This is a genomic window from Curtobacterium sp. MCBA15_016, from assembly GCF_001865105.1.
Classification (GTDB): Bacteria; Actinomycetota; Actinomycetes; order Actinomycetales; family Microbacteriaceae; genus Curtobacterium.
Window position 1 is genome coordinate 63,641 of sequence record NZ_MJGR01000016.1, and the last position, 12,558, is coordinate 76,198.

Annotated in this window: 11 protein-coding genes; 5 read left to right on the forward strand and 6 right to left on the reverse strand. The window is 71.7% G+C overall.

The annotated features are described in order from the left end of the window. Positions 1–8: 8 nt before the first annotated feature. The 6 genes from BIV03_RS07215 to BIV03_RS07240 all read right to left on the reverse strand — a co-directional run bounded on the left by BIV03_RS07215 (position 9) and on the right by BIV03_RS07240 (position 5,282). Positions 9–1,259 carry an Nramp family divalent metal transporter gene (locus BIV03_RS07215; protein ID WP_071295194.1) on the reverse strand — a complete coding sequence of 417 codons (1,251 nt, stop codon included), beginning with the start codon at positions 1,257–1,259 and terminating at the stop codon, positions 9–11. A 104-nt stretch (positions 1,260–1,363) separates the two neighbouring features. After that, entirely contained in the window at positions 1,364–2,059 is a 696-nt protein-coding gene (locus BIV03_RS07220; RefSeq protein WP_070417654.1) for a CGNR zinc finger domain-containing protein, read from the reverse strand. A 47-nt stretch (positions 2,060–2,106) separates the two neighbouring features. Next, the gene (locus tag BIV03_RS07225) at positions 2,107–2,583 is read right to left on the reverse strand and encodes a SprT-like domain-containing protein (protein ID WP_139201899.1); all 477 of its coding nucleotides are present in this window, start codon (positions 2,581–2,583) and stop codon (positions 2,107–2,109) included. Next, complete coding sequence (locus BIV03_RS07230) at positions 2,580–3,422, reverse strand: hypothetical protein (protein WP_070417655.1); 843 nt, start codon at positions 3,420–3,422, stop codon at positions 2,580–2,582. Before BIV03_RS07230 ends, BIV03_RS07225 begins: the two co-directional genes overlap by 4 nt. Before the next feature lie 135 nt (positions 3,423–3,557). Next, entirely contained in the window at positions 3,558–4,313 is a 756-nt protein-coding gene (locus tag BIV03_RS07235; RefSeq protein ID WP_071295195.1) for a hypothetical protein, read from the reverse strand. Between the two features lie 126 nt (positions 4,314–4,439). Next, positions 4,440–5,282: a spermidine synthase gene (locus BIV03_RS07240; RefSeq protein ID WP_070417657.1), complete on the reverse strand. Its 843-nt coding sequence runs from the start codon at positions 5,280–5,282 to the stop codon at positions 4,440–4,442. A gap of 133 nt (positions 5,283–5,415) precedes the next feature. On the opposite strand from BIV03_RS07240, the gene BIV03_RS07245 reads away from it, so the two are divergent. The 5 genes from BIV03_RS07245 to rpoB all read left to right on the forward strand — a co-directional run bounded on the left by BIV03_RS07245 (position 5,416) and on the right by rpoB (position 12,544). Beyond that, positions 5,416–5,925, forward strand: a complete 510-nt coding sequence (locus BIV03_RS07245; protein ID WP_071295196.1) for a hypothetical protein — start codon at positions 5,416–5,418, stop codon at positions 5,923–5,925. Beyond that, positions 5,922–7,133, forward strand: a complete 1,212-nt coding sequence (locus tag BIV03_RS07250) for a sensor histidine kinase (protein ID WP_071295197.1) — start codon at positions 5,922–5,924, stop codon at positions 7,131–7,133. The genes BIV03_RS07245 and BIV03_RS07250 overlap by 4 nt, the downstream gene beginning before the upstream one ends. Then, a complete protein-coding gene (locus BIV03_RS07255; RefSeq protein ID WP_071295198.1) occupies positions 7,130–7,789 on the forward strand; it encodes a response regulator transcription factor in 660 nt (219 codons plus the stop codon). The genes BIV03_RS07250 and BIV03_RS07255 overlap by 4 nt, the downstream gene beginning before the upstream one ends. A 348-nt stretch (positions 7,790–8,137) precedes the next feature. Further along, on the forward strand, positions 8,138–8,665 hold the full coding sequence (locus BIV03_RS07260) for a hypothetical protein (RefSeq protein ID WP_071295199.1): 528 nt from the start codon (positions 8,138–8,140) through the stop codon (positions 8,663–8,665). A gap of 390 nt (positions 8,666–9,055) precedes the next feature. After that, a complete protein-coding gene (gene rpoB / locus BIV03_RS07265; protein WP_070417662.1) occupies positions 9,056–12,544 on the forward strand; it encodes a DNA-directed RNA polymerase subunit beta in 3,489 nt (1,162 codons plus the stop codon). Positions 12,545–12,558 lie beyond the last annotated feature (14 nt).

Consider the following 12,558-nt stretch of genomic DNA (forward strand, 5'->3'; position numbering starts at 1 on the left):
CGACCCGCTCAGCCGGCCAGCGTCAGCGCGATGAGCGCCACGTTGAGCGCGACGATCACCAACGCGATGACCCCCGCGACGACGCGGGTGGTCATCGCGTTGACGTCCGCACCCATCACGCTGCGACGGGACGTGTAGACGACCAGCGGCACGATCGCGAAGGCGATCCCGAAGCTCAGCACGACCTGGCTCACCACGAGCAGCATCGTCGCGTCGGCGTTCACCGCGAGCAGGACGATGGCGGGCACGAGCGTGACCAGCCGTCGGGCCAGCAGCGGGATCCGCACGTGCAGCAGTCCCTTCATGATCTCGGCGCCGGCCATGCAGCCCACCGAGGTCGAGGCGAGCCCCGACGCCAGCAGCCCCACCGCGAACAGCACGCCCACGACCGGTCCGACGTGCTCGGCGATCGCCCGCTGCGCTCCGGGGATCGAGTCCGTGTCGGCGACCCCGGGCAGCGTCGCCGCCGCGAGGACGAGCATGCAGATGTTCACCCCGCCGGCCACCAGGAGCGCCAGCCCCACGTCCCAGCGCGTCGCGACGAGCACCCGACGACGCTCCGGGCCCGCCGGGACGTCGCCGTGCCGGTCGCGCGCCAGGGCGGAGTGCAGGTAGACCGCGTGCGGCATCACCGTCGCGCCGAGCATCGAGGCGGCGAGCATCACCGACTCGGACCCCTCGAACCGCGGGACGAGCCCCGAGACGAGCTCGCCCGGTGACACCTGCGCGAACAGCAGCCCGGCGCAGAACCCCACCGTGAGGATCGCGAGCATCGCCGTCACCACGGCCTCGAACGTCCGGGTGCCGCGGTGGCTCTGCAGGGTGAGGATCGCCATCGAGACCACGCCGGTGATCACCCCGCCGGCGACCAGCGGCAGCCCGAAGAGCAGGTGCAGCGCGAGTGCGCCGCCGATGACCTCGGCGATGTCGGTCGCGGCGGCCACGACCTCGGCCTGCGCCCAGAACAGCAGTCGGGGCGTGCGCTTCATCCGCAGGCCGAGGTGCTCCGGCAGGGACTTGCCGGTGACGACGCCGAGCTTGGCGGAGAGGTACTGCACGACGACCGCGCTGGCGTTCGCGGCGACGAGGACCCAGAGCAGCAGGTAGCCGTACTTCGCGCCCGCGGTGAGGTTCGCGGCGACGTTGCCGGGGTCGACGTAGGCGATGGCGGCCACGAACGCGGGGCCGAGCAGGGTCAGGCCGGCCGCGCGCTTCCGAGGCGTGGTCGTCTCGGCGGGACGGGCAGCGGTGTCGGTCATGCACACAGCATGCCAGAGGATTCGGCGCGCCGAATCCTTGTTTTCGTGACACATGCGATCGGCCCGGGCCGGAGCCACGAGCAGGCCAGGAGGCGCGGGTCGGCTCAGACCGCCGCGCGTCGGGCCCGGTGCGCCCGCACCTTCGCCCGGTTGCCGCACCGCTGCATCGAGCACCACCGGCGTGTGCCCCCGCGCGACGAGTCGTAGAAGACGAGGCCGCAGTCGTCTGCCGAGCAGCGGCTCAACCGCGTCGGCTGTCCGTCCGCGGCGACGTCGTCGAAGCCGACCTCGGTGAACAGGGCCACGGCGTCCCGTGCGACGCTCGACAGCGCCTGGGCGAGCCGCACCCGGTTCGCGCCCGCACGACGACGGCCACCGGGCAGGCTCGGCGGCACGTCCGGCAGCGCGGCGAACAGGTTGACCGTGTCGATGTCGTCCGGCGCCGGGCGCGTGCGACCCGTCCCGGCGCGGAGGCCGGCAGCCACCGCGGTCCGTTCCGCCGCGGTCGAGGCCGGACCCGGAGCCGCGGCGACGGCCAGTCGAGCGATCGCTGCACGGAGGGCCCGCGCGTCCTGCAGCTCGCGGGCGGTCGCGCCGACGTCGATCGGCTCGGTGTGGTCGCTCAGCCACTCGTCGAGGTCGGCCGGTGTCGCGAGCAGTTCGCCGAGCTGCGCCCGCGGACGTCGACCGTCCGGGTCGTCGGCGAACCCGCCGGTGTGCGCGAAGTCGAGGGCGATCCGTCCGGCGTCGAAGAACCACGTGGAACCGGTGTCCGTGCGGATGTGCTGCCCCGTGTGCATCCGCCCAGGCTAACGGGTTACCGGCGCGCCTCCGCATGCGATCGGCATCATGCGGTAGCTCGGCTGGCCTCCGCCGCTCGGCGCTCCCACGCGATGACGTTCCGGGCGTCGAACCGGCGGGAGCACTTCGCGCACGCCAGCGGCCGGGTCGGGGTGCGGTAGCGGAAGTGCTCGTGCCCGGCCGGACACGTGCCGATCCACGGTGCGAGCTCGCTCGCCACGGGGCCGTCGTACAGGCGCGAGCCCGTGTAGCCGAGTGCCTTCGCCGTCCGGCGCCACGTGGGTCCGTGGCCGGCGCGGGCCCCGGCCAACGCGTGCGCGATCTCGTGCAGGAGCACCTGGTCGACGTCGTCCTCGGAGAACCGCACGGCGAGGTGGCGGCTCACCGTGATGCGCTTGCGGGCGAAGTCGCACTGGCCCGCCCGGGTCTTGGCGTGGTCGAACCCGAACGACCAGCTGCCCGCCCCGAGGTGTGCCGTCATCAGGTGTTCGGCGCGGGACCGGACGGCCTCGAGCGTCGTCACCGTTCGTCGTCGCCGGGTTCGTCGCGCCCGGCCTGGCCCTTCTGCGCGGCACGTGCGGCGATGCGGCCCCAGAGTTCGTCCGCCTCGGTCCGGGCGGCGTCCGGCGCACCGAGGACCCGGCGGCGCACCGTCGGGGTCTGCTGCACGGGCTCCGGAGCGCGGGGTGCGGCCGGTTCGTCCTCGTCCGCGCGGCGTGCGGCGACGTCGCGGGCGGTGCGCGGCTTGTCCTCGGCCGGGGGCTGCGCGACCGAGGCCCGGAGCGCTGCCTCGACCGCCGTCCGGAGCGCCTCGGTGCGCTCCGACGGCGCACCGGCCTGGCGGAACGCCTGGTACGCCCGGGACAGCGCGGCACGGGCCTCGTCGAAGCGGGAGAGCTCGAACAGCGACCAGCCCTCGAGCTCGGCCGCTGCGCCCTCGAGCTCCGGCCACTCCTCGGTCCGGGCGGTGTCCCGTGCCAGGGCCGACTCGGTCGCGGCACGCTCGTACCGCCCCAGGTCGTGCAGGACGTGCGCGCGACGGATCCGTGCGGAGACCTTGTCCGAGCGCTCCCCCGTGAACATCGTCAGGCGGAAGACCTCCTCGGCGATGACGAGCGACTCGTCGAGCCGACCGAGCAGGCGGAGGAGCTCGGCACGCTCCGCGAGCGCGTCGGTGCTGCGGCTCTGCCCGAGGTCGCGCAGCCGCTGCTGGACGGCGTCGGCGTCGACCGCGGGGCGCAGGCTGATCGGAGCGAAGGTGCTGCCGGGGCTCACGCCGGCCGTCACGGGCGCCGCATGACGCGGTTCCCGGGCGCGGTCGGTGCGGTCGGGCTGCTGGCGGTCGTCGGGCGGGAGGGACATCGGTTCGAGGGTAACCGCGCCGCCCCGAGAGCGAGCGGTGCCACGCGCACGGGGGTCACGCTCGTGTCGCCCGCGGGGACGAGGACGGCCCGCCGTGCGGGTGCACGACGGGCCGTCCGGGACGATCTGGTCGGGTCAGGACATCCCGCTGGCCGAGACGGCCGAGATGAGGATGGCCACCACGAACGCGATCGCCGCGACGACCGCGAGGATGATCGCGAAGACACCCCAGCCGCGTCCGCGCTTCGTGACCGCGGCGACGATGCCCTGCACGATCGCCCACAGGCCGAGCGCCGAGCCGAGGTAGAACAGCAGCGACCCGGTGACGGCGCTCGACGACGTGGTGAGCGCCATGATGTCGGAGTCGCTCGGGGTCGCCCCGCCGTTCTGCACGGACTCGCGGAACGCCTCGGAGCCGCCGAAGACGCCACCGAACAGTGCACCGCCGATGATGCCGACCACGAGCGCGGCGACGGCCACGACGAACGCGATGACACCGACGGTCTTCTTCTTGGCCTTCGGCTCCTCGTAGCCCTGCCACGAGGGGGCACCGGCGCTCGCCGGAGCCGCCGCGTAGGGCTGCTGGCCGTACTGGGGCTGCCCGTGCTGCGGCTGCCCGTACTGGCCCTGCTGCTCGGCGTACTGCGTCGACCCGTACTGCGGGGTCTCGCCCTGCGGGGCCTGGTGCTGCTGGGCCTGTTCGCCCCAGCGCGGCGCGTCGGCCTGCGGGGCCGGCTCGCCGTACTGCGGCGTGGAGGCGGGAGCGGGGTCGACCCGCTCGCCGTAGCGCGGCTCGTCGGCCGAGGGAGCGGGCTGCTGCGGCGCTCCGCCCCAGCTCGGCGCCTGGCCGTCGCCCGTCCGGTCCTCGTTGCTCCGGTCGTCGTTCGTCATCAGGGATCCCCTTGCTCGGTCGCGCACCTGCGCGGTCGTTCAGACCCATCCTGGCAGGCGGACCCTCCGCGTGCGCGGCATCCGCCCGATCGCACGGCGACCGTCGGCCCGACCCGCGGTCGCGCGTCAGCCGCCGAAGACGCTCCGGTTCGGCTCCGGCGACGCCACGGCGGTCTGGTCCGTGACGATCGGCGCCCCGGCGATGAACGCCCGCAGCTCCGCCCCGTGCACGACCTTCGCCGGCATCGGGTCGGAGGAGTACCGACGAGGCATCTCCGCCACGGGCAGGTCCGTCGGCGACCCGAGCAGCACGATGTTCCCGAACCGCCGGCCCTTGAGCATCCCGGTGTCCGCGACGGCCGCCACCGACGGCAGCACCGCCTGCAGCGTCGACGCCTGCCCCCGGGCGAACGCGAGCCCGGCCCCGTCCGCCACGTTCACGGCCACGATGCCGGTGGGCGACAGGAACTCCGCGACCTCGCGGTAGAACTCGATGCTCGTCACGTGCGCGGGGATCTGCGAGCCGCCGAACACGTCCACCACGGCCAGGTCCACCGTGCCCCGCAGTCCGGCGGGGAGCTTGCCGAGGACCTCGCGGGCGTCGCCGTACCGCACCCGGATCGAGGCCCCGCGGGGGAAGGGCAGCGCGTCCCGCACGTGGTCGACGAGGTCCCGCTCCAGCTCGATGACCTGCTGCCGGGAGCCCGGCCGCGTGACCGCGACGTACCGGGGGAGCGTCAGGGCCCCGGCGCCGAGGTGCAGCGCCGTGACCGGGCCGTCCGGGAGCAGGTCGATGGCGTGCCCGATCCGCCGGATGTACTCGAACGCCAGGTGCGTCGGGTCCTCGAGGTCGACGTGCGACTGCGGCGTGCCGTCCACCACGAGCGTGAACGACCCCGGGCGGTGCCGGTCCGGCTCGACCACCGCGTACCCCGCACCGATCCGGAACCCGTCGAACGCATCAGCCATGGCACCAATCGAACACCACCGCGATCACCACCCGCGTCCCCACCCCTGGTTGGTGTGCCCGCCGACGCCGTCGAACGAGGCTGGTACCACCGGCCGGGAGACGCCCGCCGGACCTCCTCGGAAGGCGGACACCATGTCGGTCCAGCTCCTCGTGAACATCCTCGTCGGCATCGCCCTGGTCGCGTTCCTCGGGTACCGCCAGGCGACCTGGCAGTACCTCGACCCGGCGCGCATCTGGCGCACGCCGCTCATCATGGCGATCGTCGGCGTGGTCGTCCTCGCCCAGACGAAGGCGACGATCACGACCACCGACGTCGTGTTCCTCGGGATCGAGGCGCTCATCACGATCGGGGTCGGCCTGACCATGGGCAGCATCACCCGCTTCCGCACGGTCGGCACCCCGGACGCCAAGGGCCGCACGATCCAGTCCCGCACGGGTGCGCTCGGCGCGGTGCTGTGGATCGTCCTCATCGCCGTCCGCATCGGTCTCGACGTGCTCGGCGGCCACCTCGGCGCGCACCTGCTCACGTCGACCGGCACGATCCTGCTCGTCCTCGCACTGAACCGCGCCGCACGCGCCGTCGTCATCGACGGCCGCATCCCCCGCGGCGACCGCCAGCCGCGCGGCATGATGGTCCGGTGACCCTGCTGACCGGCCAGGACGAGACCGACCTCCCCGGAGGCCGGTCCCGTTCGGGCGCCGCCTGGGGGCTCAACGCCCTCGGCATCGCGATCGTCGCGTTCTGGTTCGTGAAGAACGGCATCGCCCTGCAGCACCCCGCGTGGGTGTGGGTGCTCGGCGCGGTGGCGCTCGCCGCGTGGGCGCTCCGCGAGTTCGGTCGCACACCCCGGCTCCTCGTCGTCGCCGGGGTCCTGATGATCGCCGCGGGCACCCTGACGGTGGTGCCGACGGACTCGCTCATGATCGTCCCCGTGATCGTCGGGATCGTCCTGCTCGGCGCGAACCTCCGCGTCCCGGTCTGGGCGGCATCCGTCGCCGCACTCGCCGCGATCGTGGTCGTCGCGGTGTCCGCCTCGATCGAGCACGCCTCGGTCCAGTTCGTCCTCGGGACGAGCGGTGGCATGCTCCTGGGCGTCCTCATCGGCTTCAGCCGTCGGCAGTTCCGCATCGCGGCGGAACGGGCGCGCGAGGCCGAGCGGGACCAGCAGCGCGCCGAACTCCTCGCGGACCGGTCCCGCGCCGCCCGGGACATCCACGACGTGCTCGCGCACTCCCTCGGCGGCCTGGTGCTCCAGCTCGACGCGGTCGAGGCCCTGCTCGAGGCCGGCCGGGTCGACGACGCCACGAAGCGCGCCGCCGAGGCCCGCGCGCTCGCCGCGGACGGCCTGGCCGAGGCGCGACGTGCGGTGCACGCCCTGCGGGACGACGCCGAGACCGAGACCGACGCCGAGGCGGACGCGGGCCGGTCTACGGTCCCGCACCGTGCCTCCCGTCCGACCACCGACCCCGCGACGGGCCTGGCGGCCCTCGTCGACGCGCACCGGTCGTTCGGCGGCGAGATCGTGACGCAGGGCGACACAGCGCTCACCGACCTCGATGCGGCCCACCGCGCCGCCGTGGTCCAGGTGGTCCGGGAGGCGCTCAGCAACGCCCGCAGGCACGCCCCCGGCCGCCCCGTGTCCCTGTCCGTCATCCGGGACGGCGACGCCGTGGACGTGGTCGTCGCGAACCCGCTGTCCGGCGGCGGCCACGGTCTGCTCGGGATGCGCGAACGCTTCGCGGAGCTCGGCAGCGGCGCCGCGGTCGAGGCGGACCGGTCGGACGACGAGTTCGTCGTGGCGATGCACCTGCCGGTCGACGAGCTGGCCGCCGAGGGGGACCGCCCGTGACCATCCGCGTCCTCGTCGTCGACGACCAGGCCATCGTGCGCGACGGGCTGGTGACGGTGCTCTCGCTCGTGGACGACCTCGAGGTCGTCGGCGAGGCGTCGGACGGGGCCGAGGCGGTCGCCGCGGTCGAGCGGGAGTCCCCGGACGTCGTGCTCATGGACCTCCGGATGCCCGGCGTCGACGGCCCGACGGCGACGGCACGCATCACCGAGGGACACCCCGGGGTCGCCGTGCTCGTCCTCACCACGTTCGCCGACGACGAGTCGATCCTGACCGCGCTGCGGGCCGGCGCGCGCGGGTACCTCACCAAGGACGCCGGTCGCGGCGAGATCGCGACGGCGATCCGTGCGGTGGCGTCGGGGCAGTCGACGTTCGACGCCACCGTGGGCGCCCGGCTCGTCGCCCAGCTGGCCGGCGGCACCGGGCCCGCGCCCGTCGCGACGCCGGACCCGACCGAGTCGCTCCGCGCACGCTTCCCGACGCTCACCCCGCGCGAGGCGGACGTGCTCGGGCGCATCGCCGAGGGCCGGTCGAACCCGCAGATCGCCGCCGAGCTCTTCCTCACCGTGCCCACCGTGAAGTCCTACGTGAACCAGGTGTTCACGAAGCTCGGCGTCCGCACCCGCGCGGAGGCCGTCGCCCTCGTCCTGCGCTGACCCGGGTCCGCGGTCCCGACCGGCCGGTCCACCCGGCGCAGGTGAATGCGTGCACATGCACCACCAGCGGACGCCAAGGGTCGTCGCCTACCGTTCACCGGGTCGTCACCTCGGTGCGTCGATCCGCGCAGTGCCCCACACCTCGCGCGCTTCCGCACCCCGCTCGTGACCGCGGCGCGACCGTCCGGCACCCCCACTGCCCCTCGTGTGCGCGCCGTCGGCGTGCGCCGGGCTCCCCGCTCTCCTGCGCGCCGCCCGTGGTCCGCCCGCCGTGACCATTGAACACATTGCGTGCGCTATGTAAAATATGAGCACGAACGGACCCGATCCCACGAGGAGTCGACCCGCATGACCGACACCATGAGCGTGCCCACGTACCGCCGCGCCACCGCGAGCCGTCCCGCGGTCGCCACCCGCGCCTCCCGTCCGTCCACCCACACCGAGCGCGAGCACGCGCCGACCTGGATGCGTGCGGTGGGTGCGGTCCTGCTGGTGGGCGGGCTCGGGCTGACCGCAGCGGTGCTCGGATGGCCGGGCGACGCTCCGGAGACGGCGCTGCTGGTGCCGGCGCTCGTCGGCGTCGCGGTCGGGTTCCTGCTCCTCGTCGCCCGCTCGGGGTGGACGGTTACGGACACCCACGTCGTCCTGCGCTTCCGGCCGCTGCCCGCGCGACGGATCGCCCGCGACCGGATCACCGACGTGCGACTCGTCGAGGCGGACGCGTCGACGTACGGCGGCATCGGGCTCCGGATCGGACGCGGCGTCCGCGCGCTCATCCTCACGCCGGGCCTCGGGATCGAGTTCACCGACGACCGCGGACGTGTCACGTTCGTGCGGACGCGGCAGCCCGAGGCGGCGTTCCGCGCCCTGCGCTGACGGGGGAGGCGCGTCCTGCGCTGGCGGGCGTGGCCGGGCTGCGGAGCAGGGAATACCCACGCTGTCCACCGGCTTATACACGGCACTGCCGAATTCGGTCAAGCCAGGACTGGACATCCGCGACGAGCCCGACCTATGATGGCAGTTCGCGCTCCCTGGCATCCGTGTCGTCATATTGCGGTCGACGCAGCGTTCTTCCAGAACGTGCCCTGGTGGTGCCGGTCCCGTATATGTCGGCGGGTCCCGTCCACCCAGATCATCGCACACGTGCACAGCTCACCGGCCGTCGCGTGATCGCGTGTCTTCGAGGGGTGCGCTGAAGCGTCAATCCACTCACCTACGTGCTGCTCGTCAGTACCGGCCCGACGGGGCCTACCGGAGGTCAAACCCTTGGCTGCTGCGCCCAACGCATCCACCAACCCCAAGAACGGTCGCAACCACTCGCGACTCTCGTTCGCCAAGATCACGGACACCCTCACGGTTCCTGATCTGCTCGCACTCCAGACGGAGAGCTTCGACTGGCTCGTCGGCAACGACGTCTGGAAGGCCCGCCTCGCCGAAGGCCAGGAGCAGGGTCGCACCGACCTCGCACTGCACTCCGGGCTCGAGGAGATCTTCGAGGAGATCTCCCCGATCGAGGACCTCGGCGAGACCATGCAGCTCGGCTTCACGTCGCCCGAGCTCGAGGACCCGAAGTACTCGATCGACGAGTGCAAGGAGCGTGGCAAGACCTACGCCGCCCCGCTCTACGTCAACGCCGAGTTCATGAACCACATGACCGGTGAGATCAAGACGCAGACCGTCTTCATGGGCGACTTCCCGCTCATGACCGAGCGCGGCACGTTCATCATCAACGGCACCGAGCGTGTCGTGGTCTCGCAGCTCGTCCGCTCGCCGGGCGTGTACTTCGAGCGCCAGCAGGAGAAGACCTCCGACAAGGACATCTACTCCGCCCGCGTGATCCCGTCGCGTGGTGCCTGGCTCGAGTTCGAGATCGACAAGCGCGACCAGGTGGGCGTGCGCATCGACCGCAAGCGCAAGCAGTCGGTCACCGTGTTCCTCAAGGCGCTCGGCATGACGAGCGAAGAGATCATGGACGAGTTCCAGGGCTTCGCCTCGATCGAGTCGACCCTCGAGAAGGACGCCATCCTCACCAAGGAAGAGGCGCTCAAGGACATCTACCGCAAGCTGCGTCCGGGCGAGCAGGTCGCCGCCGAGGCCGCGCGTGCGCTCCTCGACAACTTCTACTTCAACCCGAAGCGCTACGACCTCGCGAAGGTCGGCCGCTACAAGGTCAACCGCAAGCTCGGCATCGACGCGCCGCTCAGCGACTCGGTCCTGACCGTGCAGGACATCGTCCGCACGATCAAGTACCTGGTCTCGCTGCACGCCGAGAAGACCACGCTCGACGGTGTCCGTGACGGCGAGCCGGTGCAGCTGCGCCTCGACGTGGACGACATCGACCACTTCGGCAACCGTCGCATCCGCGCCGTCGGCGAGCTCATCCAGAACCAGGTCCGCACCGGTCTGTCCCGCATGGAGCGCGTCGTCCGCGAGCGCATGACCACGCAGGACATCGAGGCGATCACGCCGCAGACCCTGATCAACGTGCGCCCCGTCGTCGCCGCGATCAAGGAGTTCTTCGGGACGTCCCAGCTGTCGCAGTTCATGGACCAGAACAACCCGCTCGCGGGCCTGACGCACAAGCGTCGCCTCTCGGCCCTCGGCCCGGGTGGTCTGTCCCGTGAGCGTGCCGGCGTCGAGGTCCGTGACGTCCACCCGTCGCACTACGGCCGCATGTGCCCGATCGAGACCCCGGAAGGCCCGAACATCGGCCTGATCGGCTCGCTCGCGTCGTTCGGTCGGATCAACTCCTTCGGCTTCATCGAGACGCCGTACCGTCGCGTCGTGAACGGTCAGGTCACCACGACCATCGACTACCTCACGGCCTCGGAAGAGGACGACTTCGTCGTCGCGCAGGCGAACGCCCCGCTCACCGACTCCTTCCACTTCCAGGACGACAAGGTGCTCGTCCGGAAGAAGGGCGGCGAGGTCGAGCTCGTCGGCAAGGACGAGGTCGACTACATGGACGTCTCCCCGCGCCAGATGGTGTCGGTCGCGACGTCGCTCATCCCGTTCCTCGAGCACGACGACGCGAACCGCGCCCTCATGGGTGCGAACATGCAGCGTCAGGCTGTCCCGCTGCTCCGCTCCGAGTCGCCGCTCGTCGGCACCGGCATGGAGGGCTACACCGCCATCGACGCCGGCGACGTCGTCACCGCCGACAAGGCCGGTGTCGTCTCCGAGGTCTCGGCCGACGCCGTGACCCTGCAGCTCGACGAGGGCGGCACGCAGACCTACTACCTGCGCAAGTTCGACCGCTCGAACCAGGGCACGAGCTACAACCACCGCGTGGTCGTCTCGGCCGGTGAGCGTGTGGAGCAGGGCGAGGTGATCGCCGACGGTCCCGCGACGGAGAACGGCGAGCTCGCGCTCGGCAAGAACCTCCTCGTCGCGTTCATGCCGTGGGAGGGCTACAACTACGAGGACGCGATGATCCTGTCGCAGAACCTCGTGAAGGACGACACGCTCTCCTCGATCCACATCGAGGAGTACGAGGTCGACGCCCGCGACACGAAGCTCGGCAAGGAAGAGATCACCCGCGACCTCCCGAACGTCAGCCCGGACCTCCTGGCCGACCTCGACGAGCGCGGCATCATCCGCATCGGTGCCGAGGTCCGCCCCGGCGACATCCTGGTCGGCAAGGTCACGCCGAAGGGCGAGACCGAGCTCAGCGCCGAAGAGCGCCTCCTCCGCGCCATCTTCAACGAGAAGTCGCGCGAAGTCCGCGACACCTCGCTCAAGGTGCCCCACGGTGAAGAGGGCACGATCATCGGCGTCAAGGTGTTCGACTCGCAGGACGGCGACGACGAGCTCGGCTCGGGCGTCAACCAGCGCGTGGTCGTGTACATCGCCCAGAAGCGCAAGATCACCGCGGGCGACAAGCTCGCCGGTCGTCACGGCAACAAGGGCGTCATCTCGACCATCCTCCCGGTCGAGGACATGCCGTTCCTCGCCGACGGCACCCCCGTCGACATCGTGCTCAACCCGCTCGGCGTCCCCGGCCGCATGAACTTCGGCCAGGTCCTCGAGATCCACCTCGGGTGGCTCGCGAAGCAGGGCTGGAACGTCGAGGGCATCCAGGAGTGGGCTTCTGCCCTCCCCGAGGCAGCCCGCAGCGCAGAGCCCGGCACGAAGGTCGCCACCCCGGTGTTCGACGGTGCCTACGAGCGCGAGATCGAGGGCCTCCTCGACTCGACCCTCCCGAACCGCGACGGCGAGCGCCTGATCGGTTCGTCCGGCAAGGCGCAGCTCTTCGACGGTCGCTCCGGCGAGCCGTTCCCGGAGCCCGTGTCGGTCGGCTACATGTACATCCTCAAGCTGCACCACCTGGTCGACGACAAGATCCACGCCCGTTCGACCGGTCCGTACTCGATGATCACGCAGCAGCCGCTGGGTGGTAAGGCGCAGTTCGGTGGACAGCGCTTCGGCGAGATGGAGGTGTGGGCGCTCGAGGCGTACGGCGCCGCCTACGCCCTCCAGGAGCTCCTGACGATCAAGTCCGACGACATCCTCGGCCGCGTGAAGGTCTACGAGGCGATCGTCAAGGGCGAGAACATCCAGGAGCCGGGTATCCCGGAGTCGTTCAAGGTCCTCATGAAGGAGATGCAGTCGCTCTGCCTGAACGTCGAGGTCCTCTCGGCCGACGGCCAGGCGGTCAGCCTCCGCGACACGGACGACGAGGTCTTCCGTGCCGCTGAAGAGCTCGGCATCAACATCTCCTCGCGGTTCGAGTCGTCGTCCGTCGACGACATCTGATCCCGCCCGTACTC